Origin of the sequence: Pseudomonas sp. BF-B-15, assembly GCF_019946675.1 — a bacterium.
GTDB lineage: Bacteria > Pseudomonadota > Gammaproteobacteria > Pseudomonadales > Pseudomonadaceae > Aquipseudomonas > Aquipseudomonas migulae.
Map to the genome: position 1 here is coordinate 13512 of NZ_JAGYFZ010000071.1, position 18422 is coordinate 31933.

Sequence of the window (18422 nt, forward strand, 5' to 3'; positions counted from 1 at the left end):
GGCTTGCTGGCGATGGCGGCATGTCAGTCGATACCAATATTGACTGACCCTCCGCCTTCGCCAGCAAGCCGGCTCCTACAGGATGGCGGGCTTCAGGGAGCGGAACGTTTGATAAAACCGGAATGAGCGTCCGCAGAACAACCCGCTCGCAAACCCCGATGTACACGCCTTGAGCAACACCATCGGCAGAGTCGCCGAGTGCTGCGGATCAACCTCGGCCTGGTAGCCAAAGTAATAGTTAACAGCGAAAAACAGCAGGTAAAGCACCAGGGTTTTTGCTGTGCCCGGCACGATCAACCCGGTTTGCGCTTGATCCAGCTCGACACCTTTGCGCGAAAAAATCACCAGTGCGACGACGCTGCCCACGATCACGGCAGCCAGCCAGCAACTGATTGAGAGTGAGACGTCGGGTGTCAGATTCAGCGAATACAGCGACCAGCCCAACAAAATCGGCGGTGTGATCAGCAGTGAAAACTTGCTTTCACGGGTCGGGGACAGGGCTTTGATGCCGTAGTAACAGAGCAGCAGAAATATTGCATAAACCCACAGCGGAGTGTTTTGCAGGGTGTTGAGCATCGAGCAGCGTCCTTGCCGAAAAGTGAAGTCGGGATCATAGCGGTTGCGGCGACTATTTCCCCGGTGAATTCAGATTCATCGACCGCACCGCCCATTGCTCTGCGGTTTGCTGATCAACCGGCAGTGTGAAGCGGAACGTTGCACCGCGCCCGGGCACGTCGATCAGCTGGATATCGCGACCGTGCAGTTGCAGGATCCGATGCACGATTCGCAGCCCGAGTCCGCCATCGCGCCTTGCCCCGCCAATGTTGAACGGGCGCAGGAACAACCCTTCGCGCAGTTCTGGCGCGATGCCGGGCCCGGTGTCGCTGACGGTGACTTCGACGAAAGACCCTTGAGGGCGCAGGCTCAGTTCGACTTCCCCACCTTGGGCGGTGTGACGCAGAGCGTTGTCGAACAGATTGGTGAGCACCCGTTCAATCAGCCCCAGATCGGCGCAGGCGGCTGCAACGTTGGGGGCAAAGTTGGCTTTCAGTTCGACCTGACGCGCCTCGGCGGTCAGTTCGAATTTCTGGAAGATGTCCTGCACCAGGTCGGTCAGAGAGAAGCGCTCCAGCACCGGTTGCACAAAACCGTGTTCCAGCCTTACCAACTCCAGCAGCGATTGCGCCAGACCGCCGACTTTGCGGCTTTGGTCCAGAGCGATGCCAAGGTAGCGGCGACGGTCGGCGGGGGACAATGTGGCGTCCTTCATTGACAGGGTTTCCAGATAGCCGTGAAGCGAGGCCAACGGCGTGCGCAAGTCGTGGGAAATGTTCGCCACCAGCTCGCGGCGTTCCTGATCCTGGCGGGTCAACGAGCGCCATTGTTCACTGAGGCGTGCCTGCATCTGTCGGAAGGTCGCGTCGAGAATGGCAATTTCATCGTGGCTGGCGGTTTTTTCCACCGGCGCTGATTCAGGAGGCGTGGCCGGGACGCCATCGATGTCGAACTGGCTGACGGTTTCGGTCAGTCGGCGCAAAGGTCGGGTAATCAGTGCAAACGCGGTGAGACCGGCAATCAGGCACAGCAGTGCAACCAACCCGATCGATAACAGGGCGGTATTGAGTGCCGCACTGGTGGCGCCGCGTTCAGCCAGGCGATCGTGGTCCTCACCGAGCAGCACCACATAGAGATAACCAGCCGGCTTGCCGTCAACTTTCAGCGGCGCGGCGCTGAACACCTTGCGCGCATCGGCGCTGCGCGGGTCGTCGCCGAGAATCGGCAGGGCATCGCCTTTGAGCAGGCGCTGGATCGGCGCGAGGTCGATCCGCTCGCGATGAATCCGGCCCTCGGGCGCGGCGCTGCCGACAATCTTGCCCTCGGTGTCGAGCAGATAAACCTCGACACTGGGATTGACCAGCATCAGTTTGCTGAACAGGTCACGCACGGCATTGGGCATCAGGCCCTGGGTGTCCATCAGCACGGTGTCACGAGCGATGTGCTGGGCCAGATCCCGCGACAGCCCTTGCACCACTTCCTGTTCATGCATCTGGTTGGAACGTACCTGCATCCATGCCGAGGTGCCGCAGCACACCAGCAACAGCACGGCGAACACCAGCGACAGCCGCTGGGTGAGGGTCAGCCTCATGACTGTTCCTCCCTGGCCGCGAATTTGTAGCCACGGCCCCACACCGTGAGGATGCGCACCGGTTGTGCCGGGTCGGCCTCGATTTTCGCGCGCAGGCGGTTGATGTGGGTATTGACCGTGTGCTCGTAGCCTTCATGGCTGTAACCCCACACGGCATTGAGCAGGTCCATGCGCGAGAACACCTTGCCAGGCTGGCGGGCGAAGAAATACAACAGGTCGAACTCCCGTGGCGTGAGATCGAGGCGTTTGCCGTCAAGGGACACATCGCGGGTGATCGGGTCGATGGCCAGCCCGTCTGCAATCAGGCTGCCGGCGTCCATTTTCAGGTTGCGGGCCATGGCGTCGACCCGCCGCAACAGCGCTTTGACCCGAGCGACCAGCTCAAGCATGGAAAAGGGTTTGGCCAGGTAATCGTCGGCACCGAGTTCCAGCCCCAGAATCCGGTGCACTTCACTTGAGCGCGCGCTGGTGATGATGATCGGTGTGTAGCGTGCCATGGCGCGGGCGCGCCGGCAGATTTCCAGGCCATCGACGCCCGGCAGCATCAGGTCGAGGATCAGTGCATCCCAGCTTCCTTGCTGCAGCATTCGCATGCCTTCATCGCCATCGGCGCAGTGCACCACCTCGAACTGCTCATCACGAAGATGCAGGCAGATAAGGTCGGCGATATGCAGGTCGTCCTCGACCACGAGGACGCGTTTGGTCGGTTCCATCAAGCTCAATCCTTCGGCGCAATGAGCGCATTGTGCGGGTTTTCCGGGGCCAGAGTTATCACGAATTGTTTAACTTCCCGTGAGGATTTGGCGATCAACCCAAGCCTAGGCTGTGTTCCATGAAAGGCACTTTGGATTTTGGAGACGGCCATGTTTTCACGGCGACAATTTCTTGTAGCGAGCGGCGGGCTGGGGGTTGCAGCCCTGGCGATCGGTGTATTGCCAAAATTTGCGGCCAGCTCTGCGCTGGTCAGCGAGGCCAGCGCGGCGGAGGTTTTCGAGGTGACGCACACTGACAGTGAATGGCGTGCCCTGCTCAGTGACGAGCAGTACGAAATCCTGCGGGAAGAGGGCACTGAACGGGCTTACAGCAGTGCGCTGAACAATGAGCATCGTGATGGAACCTTTGCCTGTGCCGGTTGCGATCTGCCGCTGTTTTCATCTGCCACCAAGTTCGATAGCCGCACCGGTTGGCCGAGTTTCTGGGCACCACTGGACAAGGCGGTGGCGACCCGTCAGGACCGGTCCTTTGGTGTGTTGCGCGAAGAGGTTCACTGCCGGCGTTGCGGCGGTCATCTGGGCCATGTCTTCGACGATGGGCCCAAACCTACCGGTCTGCGCTACTGCATGAACGGTCTGGCGATGACCTTCAAGCCACAGGTGGCTTGATTCCTTCTTCTCTCATTTCCTGCAGGTCGACGCTATGTGGCTTCTGGTCCTCGCTTATCTCGGTGGTGTGCTGACGATCGTCAGCCCGTGCATTCTGCCGGTGTTGCCGTTTGTCTTCGCTCGCACCGGGCAGCCGTTCATGAAGAGCGGCCTGCCGCTGCTGGCGGGCATGGCGCTGACCTTCGCGCTGGTCGCTTCATTGGCGGCAGTGGGCGGCGGTTGGGTGGTGCAACTCAATCAGTATGGACGCTGGCTCGCGTTGGTGTTTGTCGCCCTGTTCGGGCTGACGCTGTTGCTGCCGCAGTTGGCCGAACGTCTGACGCGCCCGTTGGTGGCGGCTGGCAGTCGGTTGTCGGAGGTGGCGGGCGCCGATGCCCGGCCGCGTCCCGGTGCTTCGTTTTTGATCGGTGTTGCCACGGGGCTGCTCTGGGCTCCGTGTGCCGGGCCAATTCTGGGCCTGTTGTTAACCGGCGCCGCGCTGCAAGGAGCAAGCATCGCCACTACCCTGTTGCTGCTGGCCTACGCCGCCGGTGCCGCCACTTCCCTTGCGGTTGCGTTGCTGCTGGGCGGTAAGGTTTTTGCCGCCATGAAGCGTTCCATCGGTGCTGGCGAGTGGGTCCGTCGAGGTTTGGGCGCGGCCATGCTGGCGGGTGTGGCGGCGATTTCGTTGGGACTAGATACCGGGATTCTGGCGCGGTTTTCTACGGCATCTACCGGTGGTATCGAGCAGGCGCTGGTGGGTCGTTTGGCCGGTAAGACACCGAACGGCAGCGAGGCGATGATGACGAGGAACCCGACCGCTGACGGTGCGATGAATGTGGCTGACAAAGCGCCGGGCACACTGCCCATCGAAGGCAAGCTGCCATCGCTGGATGGCGCCGTGCAATGGCTCAACTCGCCACCACTCGATGCCCAGGCGTTGAAGGGCAAGGTAGTGCTGGTGGATTTCTGGACTTACTCCTGCATCAACTGCCTGCGCAGCTTGCCCTATGTAAAAGCCTGGGCTGAAAAATACCGCGATCAGGGGTTGGTGGTGATTGGCATCCATGCGCCCGAATTCGCCTTCGAGCGCAACGTAGGCAACGTCACCAAAGCCATGAAGGACCTGGGTATCAACTACCCGGTGGCCATCGACAACGAATTCAAGATCTGGCGAGCTTTCAACAATGAGTATTGGCCGGCCCACTATTTTGCCGACGCCCAGGGGCGCATTCGGTATCACCACTTTGGCGAAGGCGAGTACGCCGAGTCGGAGCGGGTGATCCAGCAATTGCTGCGTGAAGCGGGTGCCGCCAAGGTGGATGACGGGTTGATTAATGCCAATGCCGAGGGTGTTCAACTCGCGCCGGACATGAACGAAGTGCAGTCGCCGGAAACCTATCTCGGCTACCAGCGCTCGGAGCATTTCGTCCCCGAAACCAGTCTGGTTCCCGACAAGTTGATGACCTACAACCCTCCGTCGCAACTGGCCCTGAATGACTGGAGCCTGGGTGGTCAGTGGATTGTCGGTCCGGAGCGGGCCACTTCAAGCGCGCCCGCCAGTCGCATTGTCTACCGCTTCCACGCACGTGATTTGCATCTGGTACTGGGACCCGGCGCAGACGGCAGGCCGGTGCGTTTCAAAGTGCTGATTGACGGAAAAGCCCCCGGCGATGCCCACGGTACAGACGTGGCGCCCGATGGCAGCGGTAGCGTCACCGAACAACGTTTGTATCAACTGGTGCGCCAGTCCGGCGCAGTAACGGATCGGACGTTCAGCATCGAATTTCTCGATCCGGGTGTCTCGGCATATGCCTTTACGTTCGGTTGATCGCCACCTCACTGATTCAGGAGTCCGCCTCATGAAAACCCTGTTCACCTTGCGTCGCACCCTGTTGGGACTGGCCGCCGCTGGCGTCATCGGCCAATGCTCTGCGTTCTCTTTCGGATCCGCCGAAGACGCGGTCATCATCCCCGCACCCACACTCGACGAAATCACCCAGGCCCACAGCGAAACCGCCGTGTTCGCCGGCGGTTGCTTCTGGGGCGTCCAAGGTGTGTTTCAGCATGTCAAAGGCGTGAAGAAAGCCGTCTCCGGTTACGCGGGCGGGGCGGCCGACACCGCTCAATACGAGCGGGTCAGCGACGGCAATACCGGTCACGCGGAATCGGTCGAGGTGACCTTCGACCCCACTCAGGTCAGCTACGGCACCTTGTTGCAGATCTACTTCTCGGTGGCTCACAACCCGACCGAACTCAATCGTCAGGGACCTGACCACGGCACGCAGTATCGCTCGGCGATTTTTCCGGAAAACAGCGAGCAGCAACGTGTTGCCCAGGCCTACATTGCCCAGCTCGACGCTGCGAAATCGTTCAACAAACCGATCGTCACCAAACTGGAAACCTATAACGGTTTCTACCCGGCAGAAGAGGAACATCAGGACTTTCTGACTGAACACCCCACCTATCCGTACATCGTTATCAATGATCTACCGAAAGTGGCCCAGTTGAAGAAGTTGTTTCCGGAGCGGTATCAAGAGAAACCGGTGTTGGTGAAGGCGGGGATGTAACTGGCGGCTTGGTTACTTACGACGCGGACGCTCCATCGCGATGGTCGACGTTTCAAACCCCAGGCCCGAAAAGAAATCCGAAGCACCTTCGCGACCCGCTCGTAAAACCCAGGTGATCTCGTTGTTGTCACCCATGACATGCTCAACCAGAGCACGCCCGACACCTTTGAGTCGATGGTGCTCACATACGACAACCATCGACAGATAACCGTTGGACAGTCCATCGGTAATGCCTCGGGCGAACCCAATGATCCTGGAATCCTTCACCGCAATGGCTGTGCGTTGGGAGTTAGCGATCAGCAGAGCAAAATGATCAGACGAACCTGTGCGATGGGCCCATCCGTTCTTTGCGAGAAAAAGGCGAACAGATTCAACCGCTGCGGGTTTCAAGTCACAGATGTACATGGTGTCTCTCATGGTCGTTGGGTGATGCCTTGTCTGGCGCACATGACGATGGAAATAACTAAAGTCTAGTCGTCACACATAAAGCTGGATATGTTGTCTCTGTTCAGCTTAGTAATACCTTGCTCGTACCAGTCTGAAAGGTGGATTTTAATTTGGCTTTTTCTATGTTTTATCGGGAAGGGGCGAAAGCGTTTTCCTTGTTTTAATGAGTAGATGTAATATGTCTTGCCGCTTTTTATGATTCGGTCAAAACTGTAAAAGTCAAGGTAGTGACCTTTGTTGCTGGTGCAGATAACGATGTCGCCCTCATTGTAGGGGCATCCGCTTGAAGCGTCATAACAGAAAAAGTCACGAATGCCCTTATGCTCAATGGTTGAAGTGTTTTCCTTTAGTACTTTCTGTGCGCGCTCTTTTGTCTTCTCGGTGTGATAGGTGTCCCATATAAAAATTGGCAGTGACTGGTTAGACTCATCCTTTAGCCAATCAGGACCGTCGGCGTATTGCATGCCTCTGGCTAAGGCCTTTTGCATCTTGTCGTGATTCGCTCTGTAAAGGTTTAAATGCCTGTTGAAGGTGTCCGTACGAGAATAAATAACGGCGGGTGATTTTTTGATTGTTGCAATTTCTTTTTTGTAGTTGTTGTGAAGCTCCTTGCTGGTAATAACTACACAAGTGTCGCGAAATAGACTGATTCCGGTGCTTGTAAAATTGGCACTTCCAATAATGACGGTCTTCGGGGCTATCAAGTACACCTTCCAATGGGTGCTTGCCTGATAACCAAAGTCTACAGAAAAGTTAAGCTTGTTATTTTTGATGTCTCTGCAGTGTTCAATGAAATCGGGGGAGGAGAATGAGTTGATTGTTCCGATAATAAGCTCAATGGAGTTTTCATTTTTTAGCATTGTGTCAATCAGGTTTTCTGTTTTGCTTGCAAAGGCACTAACTATTGTTATTTGTTTGTTGTGAATTTTTTCTAAATAAGCATTTAGATTGTTTTCGTTGTTCAGAATTTCCATAACAATGCTATTGCTCCATTTTTTGACTTGCTGAGGTTGTCACTACATCTTGAGGTGATCATGGATTAACCAATACCTTCACCCTGAAATCACATTCTTGCCCGCCACTTTCGACCGATACAACGCTTGATCAGCCCTGGCCAGCAGCCCGGTCTGTTGTTCTTCTTCAAAGCGTTGTACGACGCCAAAACTCATGGTTACTTGAAAGTCTCCCACTGGCAGCAAACTGGCGACGCTATGGCGGATTGTCTCCGCGAGGCTTCTGGCGTCGGCCAACGGGGTATCGGGAAGAATGATGATGAACTCGTCACCGCCCCAGCGCGCCAGCAAATCGCCGTCGCGTACGCAATGTTTCACGCTCTGGACTACCTGCACCAACGCGGCATCCCCCAAGGCATGACCGTAGTGATCGTTGATGTTCTTGAAGTCGTCGATGTCCATGGCAATCAGCGACAGCGGCTGTCGGAAGCGCTGGGCGCGATCACATGCCTGAGGAAGGTCCTTGCTCAGGCGATGGCGATTGGCGATTGTGGTCAGTGCGTCGGTTTCCGCCAGTTTGCGATTTTCTTCGAGCTGAATCTGCAGTTGCTGGTTGACCCGGGATAACTCGCGGGTGCGTTCTTCGACGATGGCTTCGAGGGATTTGTTCTTTCGTTCAAGCTCTTCGAACAAGCGCTTCTTGTCTTCGATGCTGCGGTGCGCACCGACCATGCGCGCCACCGAACCGTCGGCGTTGCGGGCGAGCACGTAGCCGCGGTCTTCGACCCAGGTATAGCTACCATCCTGCATGCGGCAGCGATACTCGGCCTGATAGCCGGGAGCCTGTTGGCTCAGGTAGGCGTCAAACAGGGCCATGACCCGTGGGTAATCCTCGGGATGCATCACCGATTCCCAGGTGAATACCGTGTTGTTGAGGGAGTGAGGCGCATAGCCGAGCATTTCGTACCAGCCGCGGTTGCGGTAAACGAACCCGGTATTGGCGTTCCAGTCCCAGATGCCATCACTGACCAGTTCCAGAATGGTGTGCAGCATGTCTTCGTTCAAATCCGACAGATTGAACTTCAACGCTTCAATATCCGAGGCCCCATCCATCACTGCTCTCCCTGACCAAAGCGACCCGCCAGTCGAGGAGATTAGTCGATGGTGCATTCAACCGCCTAGTGCTTGCCCCACATCGCCATGGCGAAGTCGACGAAACGGCGTAATTTCGGCAAGCGGTAGCGATCCTGAGCGTACATCAGGCTCATTGGCCGGCTCGGCGGCGGGTAATTCGGCATCAAGGCCACCAGTGTTCCGTCTTTGAGGTCTTGTTCTACCAAGGCGTCGGGTAACAGCACGATGCCCATGCCGGTGCGTGCCGCCTGATGCAAACCGGCGGAGCTGTTGATCAGCATCGGTCCACTGACCGCCACCGCTACCTCGCCTTCGGCCCCGCTCAGACGCCATTCCTTTTCCACCGATTGCCAGTCATCACCGGCCGGGTAGGCGAAGGACAGGCAGTCGTGGTGTCGCAGGTCATCAGGTTTTTCCGGGTTGCCGCGACGCGCCAGGTAGATCGGCGATGCGCACATGGTCAGGGTGTAGTCCACCAGTGGACGGGCGATCAGGTTGGTCTGTTCCATGTTGCCCAGGCGAAACGCTACGTCGATGCCGTTTTCAAGCAAGTCGGGGCGGCGGTTGGTGAGGACAACGTCCAGTTTTACGCGCGGGCACAGCAGGGCGAATTCGCTGAGCGCCGGTGCCAGTTTTTCCGTGCCGAAGGTTAACGGTGCGGTAATGCGCAGGGTGCCGCTCGGCTCGTCGAGGGCCTGCTCGGCCAGGCGCTCGGATTCGGCCACCAGTCCCAGCACTTCCAGGCAGCGTTGATAGTACGCGGTGCCAAATTCCGTCAACCGTTGGCGCCGGGTCGTACGGTTGAGCAAGCGCACACCCAGACGCTGCTCCAGTGCCCGCAGGTGATTGCCCACCATGGTGGTGGACATTTCGCACTGAAAAGCGGCGGCGGTCATGCTGCCGGATTCCACCACCCTTACGTACACGGTCATTGCCTGGAACAAATCCATTATCAAGCCCGACTTTAAAATGAATGAAGTATTGCAGCGTTTATCCAGCTCAGGTGGCTAACCATACTGCAAAAACACCGACCATTGATGGAGTTTGATGTCATGACCGCCGCCTGCCTGATGAGTACTTACCAACCGCTGGCACTGAGTTTCAGTAAAGGCCTGGGCACGCGCCTGTGGGATCAGGCCGGTCGTGAATACCTGGACGCGGTGGCGGGCGTGGCGGTGACCAATGTTGGGCATTCGCATCCCAGAATCGTCTCGGCGATCAGCGAACAGGCCGGCCTGCTGCTGCACACCTCCAACCTCTACAGCATCGACTGGCAACAGCGGCTGGCGCAGAAACTGACGCGGCTGGGGGACATGGAGCGGGCGTTCTTCAATAACTCCGGTGCCGAAGCCAACGAGACTGCGCTGAAACTGGCGCGGCTGCATGGCTGGCACAAAGGCATCGAACAGCCCTTGGTGGTCGTCATGGAAAACGCGTTCCATGGCCGGACGCTCGGCACCCTGTCCGCCAGCGATGGCCCGGCCGTGCGCCTGGGGTTCAATGAACTGCCGGGTGATTTCGTCAAAGTGCCGTTCGGCGACCTCAAGGCGCTGGACAAGGTCCAGCAGGCCCACGGCGCAAGAATCGTGGCAATCCTGATGGAGCCGATCCAGGGTGAAAGCGGTGTGCAACTGGCACCGCCCGGTTACCTCAAGGCCGTGCGCGACCTGTGCAACCGGCGTGGCTGGCTGATGATGCTCGACGAGATCCAGACCGGCATCGGCCGCACTGGCCAGTGGTTTGCGTTCCAGCACGAAGGCATCGTTCCGGACGTCATGACGCTGGCCAAAGGCCTCGGTAACGGCGTCCCCATCGGCGCCTGCCTGGCCCGGGGCAAAGCCGCCGACCTCTTCACCCCCGGCAGCCACGGCAGCACGTTCGGCGGTAATCCACTGGCCTGCCGCGTGGGTTGCACCGTGCTGGACATCATCGAAGAACAGGGCCTGCTGGAAAACGCCAAAATACAGGGCGACCGCTTGCTCGCCAGATTGCGCACCGAGTTGGCCGATGACCCGAACGTGCTGGAGATTCGCGGCCAGGGTTTGATGATCGGCATCGAACTCAAGCAACCGATTCGCGACCTGACCCTGATCGCCGCCCGGGATCACGCCTTGCTGATCAACGTGACACGGGGCAAGACCATCCGCCTGCTGCCACCGCTGACGATTGATGAGCGCGAGGTGGAGATGATTGTCAGAGGGGTTGGTCGGGCGGTGAAAACGGTCTGAACGACTTTAATGCTGACCGCTTTTTGTAGGAGCCAGGCTTGCCGGCGAAGGCGCTCTTGAGGACGCTTTCGCCGGCAAGCCTGGCTCCTACAGGTGCGGTTCGCTCTTATACGGCCGGGAATCAGCGAAGTCGGTGATGTCCGCGCGGTTCATGAGTCGCAGTTTTGAACCGGCGAACCCTTCGAACAACTGCCGATGCTCGGCATACCCACTGGAACCCTCGCGAGCACGATAACTGCCGGCCCAGTCGAGCAAGGCGATCAGCCTCTCGTCCTGCTCATCCCGATTAGCCTCACGCAGACGAACATTGGCGACGCATTCCTCATCCTCAACACACAGCCAGATCAACGCCGAGGCCCTGTGGATAAGTTCGCTGACGATCCAGCCGTAGACACCTTCGATCACCCAGCGCTCTTCATCTGCTGCGATCCGCGCCATGCCCAGGGCTTCGGCGCGGGGGCGGGCGATGCTGTGTTCGTCGGACAGCCAGTGAATCGCGTCCAGATCAACCCACGGCGCTTTCAAGTGATCCGCCAGGCGCTTGGCCAGCCAGCTCTTGCCGGAGCCGGAATTGCCAATGATCAGGGTTCGGATGAGATCCATAAATCACCACGATCTACTGTAGGAGCAAGCTTGCTCGCGATGCAGACAACTCGGTCTCTCGCCTTCAGTCTTCAGTCTCAGGCGCCACCATCCGCGTCTTCGGCGAGCCATCCGAGTTGTGCTGGTAAATCGCCTGCGGCTGTCCTTTTTCATTAAAGAACACCTGCCCGATCCCCGCCGAATTCCACAACCGTTCACCCGCCTCGGCATGCTCCGGAACATGCGGCACGATGCGCATCCGTCGGCGCTTGGTCAGCCAGTTCAGTGGTGAACGTGGCGAATAGAGCCAGCGGTTGAGCCGGTCGAACCATTCCAGCAGCGTCGGCGGAAATTCGTTCTTGATGCCGCTGCTGGTGATCTGCCAGATCCTTGGGCCCGCCTTGCGGTGTCGGATCAGCACTTCGTAGACGAAGGAATAATGCACATCGCCTGACAGCACCACGTAGTTACCCGGTGTACGCGAGTGTCGGAAAATGTTCAGGATCACCTGCGCTGCGCCGCGATGGGCCATCCAGTTTTCGGCGTCCACCAACAGGGGATAACCGAACCAGCTGAACACCCGTTGCACGGTTTCGATCAGCTTCACACCGAACACCGGCGCGGGCGAAACGATGATTGCCGACGGGTGATCCAGCAGTTCCTGTTGCAGTTCGCAGAGGGCTTCCCAGTCCAATAGACCCGAGGGTTGCTTGAGCGTCATCTCGCTGCGCCAGCGCCGCGTGCGGGTGTCGAGCACCACCATCGCGGGGCTGGTGGGCAGCACGTAATGCCAGTGCTGAAACTTCAGCAGCTCATCGATCAAGGCGTCCTGCACCGGGCTGTCGAGGTAGCCGTCTTCCCCGGTCGCGCTGAAACCATCGGTCTTCGCCAGCACCGCGCCGAACGCATCCGGGTTGTTGCCCCAGCCCTGGCACAGCATGTAAGCAATCAGCGCGTTGCCGATGATGCGCTTGGAGAACGGGTGGCCGTAGGCCGTTTCCTCCCATTGCGCGGAAAGATTCCAGTCATCGGTAATATCGTGGTCGTCGAAGATCATCAGGCACGGCAGATGCGCGAAGGCCCGTGCGACACCGCCCAGGCCAGCCTTGAAGGTATCGATGCGCGTCTGCTCCAGCGCATAACGCTCGCGCCGTTCGGGAATCAACTTCGGCGGTTTTGGCGTGATCAGCGTCCAGGGTGTCGGCGACCACACCAGCAGGTACATGGCCATGACCTCAGCGAAGGTCACCAGATGATTATCGGCACTGCTGCTGGTGAAAATCGGCTTGCGCGCGCCGCCGAAAAATCGCTCGCGCAGGGTTTCATTGCTTTGCAGCGCCGGTAACAAATCCGCACGGTGGTAGTAGCTGGCCGCATGCTCATAGAGCTTGGCGCTGTCGCTGACCACGGCGCCTTCGAGGTGTTCGCCGAATAATCCCAGCCGTGCGATCAAGGCATGAATGGCCCTCAGCATCGGCCCGGCGACATCGTCGGCGTACACCTGGTCGCCACTCATCATCAGCAACGCCGGGCGCTCAGTGGCCTCGTGTTCCGAAGCCAGCAAATGATCGACACAGAGCAAGCCGTCGGCGGCGGGATGGTGAGGTTTGCGGCAAGAGCCATGCAGCAGTTGGTCGATCCGCGAGCGCAAAACAAAATTCGGGCAGCGTGCTTCGCCATACAACAGATGCGGCGCCCATTCGGCGATGCCCGTCATTGCGCCATCAATCAACAGGTCGTACTCGATCAACGTGTCGCAGGGCAGGGCGTTGTCGAGCGGCACATCGATCAAATGAATAAAGGCGTGCGTTCCGACGGGAATGATCGTGCATTGCCCGGCGTCGAGGCGGATGTCGCCAACATCTTGCAGGCGTAATGTCAGCGACAACGCCCGGGTGCCCACGAGCCACAGCACCAGCCGTGAAGGCTCCAGGCGCCGCAACAGCGGCCCGACCAGAACCGGTGGCAGTGGGGTGCAGTTGTCAGGCAGTGGCAGTGATTCGGACATCCGGGTTCAAGACTCTTGGCGCACAGGCCGGCGATGATAACGCAGACCTCTGCCTGAACTTCATCAATTGCCTGGGGTAACGTTTACTTGGCGGGAAAGGTCGTTACCCACAGCAACAGCGTGAAAAATGCCGCCACCACACTGCAGGCCCCGGCGATAAAATGACGGCCGACCGGATGTTCGCCTTCCTTGAATCGGGCGATGACGAAGAGCCACGTCCCGATGAACACCCCGATGAACGCCATCAACGAATAAAGAAAATACGTCGGGCCCCGTGTTCCAGCCTGTTCGGGGGCCATAAAGATCAGCACGACCACACCCACGAGGAAACTGGCCAGGGCACCTGCCAGGTTGGCCAGCCACAGATTGACGCTGCCACGATTCCTCACGATCCAATGCCATATCCCCGCTGATGCAGCGAGGAACACCAAAATGCCGAGGGGTACCATTGATTCTTCCTTGTTCATGGGTCGGGAGAGACGATGGCGTGCACGATATCAAATCAGTGGCTTTGAGCTGAAGAGTGTCATGGGTTGCGTTGAAACTGCTCAATCCTGGCCCGGTAATCAGTGGCGATGACATTCAACTCCGACCCCGGCAGCTTGTTGGCCCGATACACCAGAAACGGCTCGCTCCACGCCCATTGGCAGCGATGCGCAGTCGCGCGCAACGGTTGCAGCAATTGCTCAAGGGGAAACAGGTTAACGCCGGTTTCACTGTAGGCCTCGGGCGTATTGCCCGCCGTCGCCACAATCATGATCGGCAAGCCCTCAAGCCTGGAACCCTGCGCTTCATAAGCGATGTAGTACATCTGCGTCAGCACACGGTCCTGCCAGTTTTTCAGCAACGCCGGGGTCGAGTACCACTGCACCGGAAATTGCAGCACCAGCCGCTTTGCCGACAACAAGCGCTGCACCTCCACGGCGGTGTCGACTTCATCGGTCGGGTAAAGCCCATACAGATCGACGATGGAGACGCCCGGCAGATCCTTCACGGCATCAAGCAAGGCGCGGTTGGCGTGTGAACGTCCCAGATCCGGGTGAAAACTCATAATCAGCGTGGTGTCGTTCATGGGATTACCCGGTTCAAGTGAAGGGAGCCACAGCGTGCCAGCGTGCTATAAATTGCTCCAATGGATGGTTTGTCTAATTAGGTATTGATTCAATGAATCTACGTTCGGTGGACCTCAATCTGTTGACCGTGCTCGATGCGTTGCTCGACGAAGCCCACGTCTCCCGCGCGGCCGAGCGTGTCGGCCTGTCGCAACCGGCGGCCTCCAATGCGCTGGAGCGTTGTCGGCATCTGTTCCAGGATCGCCTGCTCGAACGCGTACCGGGCGGCATGCAACTGACCCCCAAGGCGCAGGCCTTGCGCGGTCCGTTGAAGCAGATTCTGGGCTCGGTCAGCACCCTGGTCGGCGCTGCCAGTGCCGACCTGAGTACCCTGCGCCAAACCGTGCGCATCGTCATGGCCGACTTCCCGGCGATCATCGTCGCGCAACAGTTGCACCAGCGACTGGCCGAGTTGGCACCGGGCATCGACCTGGTGATTCAACCCTGGCAGGGCGGCGAAGCGGCTCAGGAAAGTTTGAGTCGCGGCCAAAGCGATCTGGCCATGTCGGTCTTCCCGCCCCTCGGACCGGATTACACCCGACGCCTGCTGTTGCACGAGCATTTCGTGGTGGCGATGCGCGCCGGGCATCCTGCAATTGCAGACTTCAATCTCGACCGCTGGCTGAGTTATCCACACGTGCTGGTGTCTGGCCGGGGCGCAACCTGGGGCCCGCTCGACGAGTTGTTGAAAGGGAGGGGGCTGGCGCGACGGGTCGGGATCGTCGTGCCGAGCTTCGTCATGGTTCCGGATCTGCTGCTGGGCTCGGACCTGATTGCGATGTTGCCCAGCCAGTGCCTGTCGATGCCGATGGCCAAGACGCTGCACGCCGTGCAACCGCCGATTGAGGTTGAGGGATTTGCGGTGCATCTGGCCTGGCATAAACGCCGCGATGAGGACGCGGCGGTGCAGTGCGTAGCGCGGGTGTTGGAGGAAGTGATCGCTGCTCACTGACATCCGCCTCACCGTTGGCGACCAGCCAGCGAAACAGCTCGCTCACCGACACCGTGTGACTGCGCTCGATCCAGCGCACCAGCGCCGGGCCGTAGTGTTCGGTGTAGCGGGTGAGCACCAGTTGGCGACAGTCTGCGGACAGGCGCAGGGTGATTTCCCGGCAGTGCAGATTCGCCTCGTCGTCGCGGGTCACGCGGTGTTGAAGAATCAGGCCTTCAGAAACCATCGGCCGGTGCTCCTGTGCATTGTGGTTGAGTGTTCTTCGGCGAGCCTTGTTTGCCCTCGACCACGAAAGCGGCGCGATGCTCGGCCACCACGTTGCGCAACGCGCTGTAATAGTCCGGCAGTTTTTGCAGGCTGTCGGTCAGCGGCAGGACTTCGGCTCGGTCATCGACGATGTCGCCGACGGTGTTGATCGTTGAGAGCGTGTCCACGGTATCGCTGTTGTCGCCGAACGGATCGACCACGAAACTCAGCACACGCCCGGCCGCATCGCGGCTGTTGGACGTGCCGAGCAACGGCAGTTCGACGATTGGCCCGTCGCCGATGCCCCACACGCCGAAGGTCTGGCCGAAGTCGGCTTTATGACGTGGAATGCCGGCCATGCCGGAGACGTCGATCAACCCCACCACGCCCACCGTGGTATTCAGCGCGAACCGCCCCAGCGTATTGACCGAACGCATCGGGTTGCCTTGCAGCAGGTCGTTGATAAACACCTCAGGCTCGCCGAAGTTCGCCACGAAGTTATGCACACCCGTCTGGAAAAAGTCCGGCGTGTGGCGATAGCCGCGAGCGACCGGCGCCAGGGCGTAGTCATCCACCACCCGGTTAAACGCGAAGACCCCGCGATTGAGCGGTTCCGCCGGGTCGTACACCGAATAGGCGATGTCGGCGCAGCTCACTTCGGCGCTGGACGACGGCTGGCTGCTGCAGCCCGCCAACCCGGCGGCCAGCACGGCAATCGAGGTGTTGCGGGCCAGCCAGGGAGCACATTTGAAAGGCAACATGGACGCGAGTCTCGGGAGGAATTGGCGGCGATGCTGGGCCCCGAGCCTTGCGCAAAGATGTCCGGTTTATTGCGCCGCTGTCGTTTTATTGCAGGATTGAAATATATGACGCGCTGCCGTGAATGGTTTTAGATGACGGTTCCATTCGCCCCGTTAAGTGACCTTCGGTGAACAGCCTTTTAATTGTCGACGACGACCTTGAAGTCCTCGATCTGCTGAAAAAATTCTTCGTCCAGCACGGTTACAGCGTCGAGGTCGCCACCGACGGCGCGTCGCTGTGGGCGGCCATCGAGCGCCAGGCACCAGACCTGATCATTCTCGACGTCATGTTGCCCGGCGACAGCGGGCTGATCCTGTGCCAGCAACTGCGCATCCGCCACGCGATCCCGGTGATCATGCTCACCGCCATGGGCGAGCTCAGTGATCGGGTGGTCGGCCTCGAACTCGGCGCCGACGATTACCTGACCAAACCCTTCGACGCCCGAGAGCTGCTGGCCCGGGTGCGTGCCGTGCTGCGCCGCGTGGAGGACCGTCGACCGTTGGCGCAGGAACGTCCACGGCCGCTGATCGACTTCGCCGACTGGCACCTCGACGTCACCCGCCGGGAACTGCGCTCGCCGGACAACGTGATGATCCCGCTGTCGGCCGGTGAGTTTGATTTGCTGCTGGTCTTCGTCGAACACCCGCAACGCATCCTCACCCGCGAGCAGCTGCTGGACCTGGCGCGCGGGCATTGCCACGACGCGTTTGACCGCAGCATCGACGTGCAAGTCAGCCGCTTGCGACGCAAACTCGAATCCGACACCAAGCGCCCGGCGATGATTCGCACCGTGCGCAACGGCGGTTACCTGTTCACTCCAAGTGTGACGCGGCGATGAACTGGCTGAAGCGGATTCGCCGGGACACGGTGGCGCGCTGGATCGCCCTGACCATCATCCTCGCTATGCTCATTTCGCTGGCGCTCAACGGGCTGTTCATCCAGCTCGCTGGCGTTTGGGCGCGGCCGCCGCTGACTGAAACCGGGCTGCTGGAAAAAATGGCCGCCATCACCCGCGTCATCAAGGCTGCCCCGGTGCCCCTGCGCAGCCAGTTGGCACAAGCTGTCAGTGATGAAGGCTTTACCGTCAGTTGGCACCTTGATCGACGTGAGCTCAACCTGCCGCCGGTGGAGGATCTGGATTCCGAAATCGGCTCGACCCTCTTGCAGCCGTTGCTTAAATTCGCAGGTCGAATCCAGACCTACGAGCCGGCTGACTGGACGGAGCCCTCGGCGGACGCGCATTACGCGCTGCTGATCGAGCTGCCCGACTCGTCCTGGCTGATGTTCTCCGCGCCCTCACGCAGTTGGGGCCTCGACGAAACGCCGCGTTACCTGATCGTCATCCTGCTGGTGCTGATCTCCACCGCGCTGGTCGCACTGATCGCCACTCGCCGCCTCGCCACACCCTTGCAACGTTTCGCTGAAGGTGCCCGCCGCTTTGGCGTGGACTTCCGCGCCCCGCCCATCGAACCCCTCGGCCCCCAGGAAATCCGCCAGGCGATCCTCGCCTTCAACGCCATGCAGGCCCAGTTGCAACACTTCATCCGCGACCGCACGCAAATGCTCGCGGCCATCTCCCACGACCTGCGCGCACCGTTGACGCGCATGCGCTTGCGCGGCGAATTCATCGAGGATGCCGAGCAACAGCAGCGGCTGTTTCGTGACGTGGATGAAATGCAGGCGATGATCAATTCGGCGCTGGAATTCTTTCGGGACGATGCGCGGCTTGAACCGGCGACCCAGTTTGATCTGGCGGAACTGCTGCAAACCCTGCGGGATGATTACCGGGATCAGGGTGTCGAGATCGCCTTCCGCGGGCCGCAACGGCTGGTGTATTTCGGGCGGCCGTTGGGGCTTAAGCGGGTGATGACCAATCTGCTGG

The 18422-nt window shown here is 59.4% G+C and carries 19 protein-coding genes; 7 read left to right on the forward strand and 12 right to left on the reverse strand.

Features of this window, described 5'->3' with window-relative positions; genetic code table 11:
* Nucleotides 1-75: 75 nt before the first annotated feature.
* From KGA97_RS20780 to KGA97_RS20790, 3 genes are read right to left on the reverse strand one after another with little or no spacing between them, the layout of a single operon-like run.
* Nucleotides 76-576 carry a DUF6622 family protein gene (locus KGA97_RS20780; protein ID WP_223481410.1) on the reverse strand — a complete coding sequence of 167 codons (501 nt, stop codon included), beginning with the start codon at nt 574-576 and terminating at the stop codon, nt 76-78.
* 52 nt (nt 577-628) lie between these two features.
* Nucleotides 629-2146: a sensor histidine kinase gene (locus KGA97_RS20785; RefSeq protein ID WP_008036633.1), complete on the reverse strand. Its 1518-nt coding sequence runs from the start codon at nt 2144-2146 to the stop codon at nt 629-631.
* Nucleotides 2143-2859, reverse strand: a complete 717-nt coding sequence (locus KGA97_RS20790; RefSeq protein ID WP_223481411.1) for a response regulator transcription factor — start codon at nt 2857-2859, stop codon at nt 2143-2145. The genes KGA97_RS20785 and KGA97_RS20790 overlap by 4 nt, the downstream gene beginning before the upstream one ends.
* A gap of 150 nt (nt 2860-3009) precedes the next feature.
* Between KGA97_RS20790 and msrB the strand changes: the two genes are divergently transcribed.
* The 3 genes from msrB to msrA are packed head-to-tail and all read left to right on the forward strand — an operon-like array spanning nt 3010 to nt 6077.
* A complete protein-coding gene (gene msrB / locus KGA97_RS20795) occupies nt 3010-3528 on the forward strand; it encodes a peptide-methionine (R)-S-oxide reductase MsrB (RefSeq protein ID WP_223481412.1) in 519 nt (172 codons plus the stop codon).
* Between the two features lie 34 nt (nt 3529-3562).
* Nucleotides 3563-5338, forward strand: coding sequence for a cytochrome c biogenesis protein DipZ (locus tag KGA97_RS20800; RefSeq protein ID WP_223481413.1), 1776 nt, complete (start codon nt 3563-3565; stop codon nt 5336-5338).
* Nucleotides 5339-5369: 31 nt separating this feature from the next.
* The gene (gene msrA, locus KGA97_RS20805) at nt 5370-6077 is read left to right on the forward strand and encodes a peptide-methionine (S)-S-oxide reductase MsrA (RefSeq protein WP_207285711.1); all 708 of its coding nucleotides are present in this window, start codon (nt 5370-5372) and stop codon (nt 6075-6077) included.
* A 12-nt stretch (nt 6078-6089) separates the two neighbouring features.
* Here msrA and KGA97_RS20810 read toward each other — a convergent pair whose 3' ends face one another.
* The 4 genes from KGA97_RS20810 to KGA97_RS20825 form a co-directional block, all read right to left on the reverse strand.
* Complete coding sequence (locus tag KGA97_RS20810) at nt 6090-6482, reverse strand: GNAT family N-acetyltransferase (RefSeq protein ID WP_008025435.1); 393 nt, start codon at nt 6480-6482, stop codon at nt 6090-6092.
* A gap of 65 nt (nt 6483-6547) precedes the next feature.
* Nucleotides 6548-7498 (reverse strand): phospholipase D family protein, encoded by a 951-nt coding sequence (locus KGA97_RS20815; RefSeq protein ID WP_207285710.1) that lies wholly within the window; start codon nt 7496-7498, stop codon nt 6548-6550.
* Between the two features lie 78 nt (nt 7499-7576).
* Nucleotides 7577-8590, reverse strand: a complete 1014-nt coding sequence (locus tag KGA97_RS20820; RefSeq protein ID WP_008025438.1) for a sensor domain-containing diguanylate cyclase — start codon at nt 8588-8590, stop codon at nt 7577-7579.
* A 65-nt stretch (nt 8591-8655) separates the two neighbouring features.
* A complete protein-coding gene (locus KGA97_RS20825; RefSeq protein ID WP_008025440.1) occupies nt 8656-9561 on the reverse strand; it encodes a LysR family transcriptional regulator in 906 nt (301 codons plus the stop codon).
* 102 nt (nt 9562-9663) lie between these two features.
* Here KGA97_RS20825 and KGA97_RS20830 point away from each other — a divergent pair, with 102 nt between their 5' ends.
* Nucleotides 9664-10839 (forward strand): aspartate aminotransferase family protein, encoded by a 1176-nt coding sequence (locus KGA97_RS20830; RefSeq protein WP_223481414.1) that lies wholly within the window; start codon nt 9664-9666, stop codon nt 10837-10839.
* 87 nt (nt 10840-10926) lie between these two features.
* Here the strand turns inward: KGA97_RS20830 and KGA97_RS20835 are convergent, their stop codons facing one another.
* The 4 genes from KGA97_RS20835 to KGA97_RS20850 all read right to left on the reverse strand — a co-directional run bounded on the left by KGA97_RS20835 (nt 10927) and on the right by KGA97_RS20850 (nt 14501).
* Nucleotides 10927-11442: an adenylate kinase gene (locus KGA97_RS20835; RefSeq protein ID WP_223481415.1), complete on the reverse strand. Its 516-nt coding sequence runs from the start codon at nt 11440-11442 to the stop codon at nt 10927-10929.
* Nucleotides 11443-11506: 64 nt separating this feature from the next.
* Complete coding sequence (locus tag KGA97_RS20840; RefSeq protein WP_223481416.1) at nt 11507-13429, reverse strand: alkaline phosphatase D family protein; 1923 nt, start codon at nt 13427-13429, stop codon at nt 11507-11509.
* A gap of 83 nt (nt 13430-13512) precedes the next feature.
* Entirely contained in the window at nt 13513-13896 is a 384-nt protein-coding gene (locus KGA97_RS20845) for a hypothetical protein (RefSeq protein WP_223481417.1), read from the reverse strand.
* A gap of 59 nt (nt 13897-13955) precedes the next feature.
* A complete protein-coding gene (locus KGA97_RS20850) occupies nt 13956-14501 on the reverse strand; it encodes an NAD(P)H-dependent oxidoreductase (RefSeq protein WP_223481418.1) in 546 nt (181 codons plus the stop codon).
* A 92-nt stretch (nt 14502-14593) separates the two neighbouring features.
* On the opposite strand from KGA97_RS20850, the gene KGA97_RS20855 reads away from it, so the two are divergent.
* A complete protein-coding gene (locus tag KGA97_RS20855; protein WP_223481419.1) occupies nt 14594-15493 on the forward strand; it encodes a LysR family transcriptional regulator in 900 nt (299 codons plus the stop codon).
* 215 nt (nt 15494-15708) lie between these two features.
* On the opposite strand, the gene KGA97_RS20865 is transcribed toward KGA97_RS20855, so the two are convergent.
* Nucleotides 15709-16500, reverse strand: a complete 792-nt coding sequence (locus KGA97_RS20865) for a VacJ family lipoprotein (protein ID WP_223481420.1) — start codon at nt 16498-16500, stop codon at nt 15709-15711.
* A 167-nt stretch (nt 16501-16667) separates the two neighbouring features.
* Between KGA97_RS20865 and KGA97_RS20870 the strand changes: the two genes are divergently transcribed.
* Both KGA97_RS20870 and KGA97_RS20875 read left to right on the forward strand, forming a co-directional pair.
* A complete protein-coding gene (locus tag KGA97_RS20870) occupies nt 16668-17378 on the forward strand; it encodes a response regulator (RefSeq protein WP_008025454.1) in 711 nt (236 codons plus the stop codon).
* Nucleotides 17375-18422: histidine kinase dimerization/phospho-acceptor domain-containing protein (locus KGA97_RS20875; RefSeq protein WP_223481421.1), on the forward strand; the 1048-nt coding region annotated here is incomplete at its 3' end. The genes KGA97_RS20870 and KGA97_RS20875, both read left to right, overlap by 4 nt.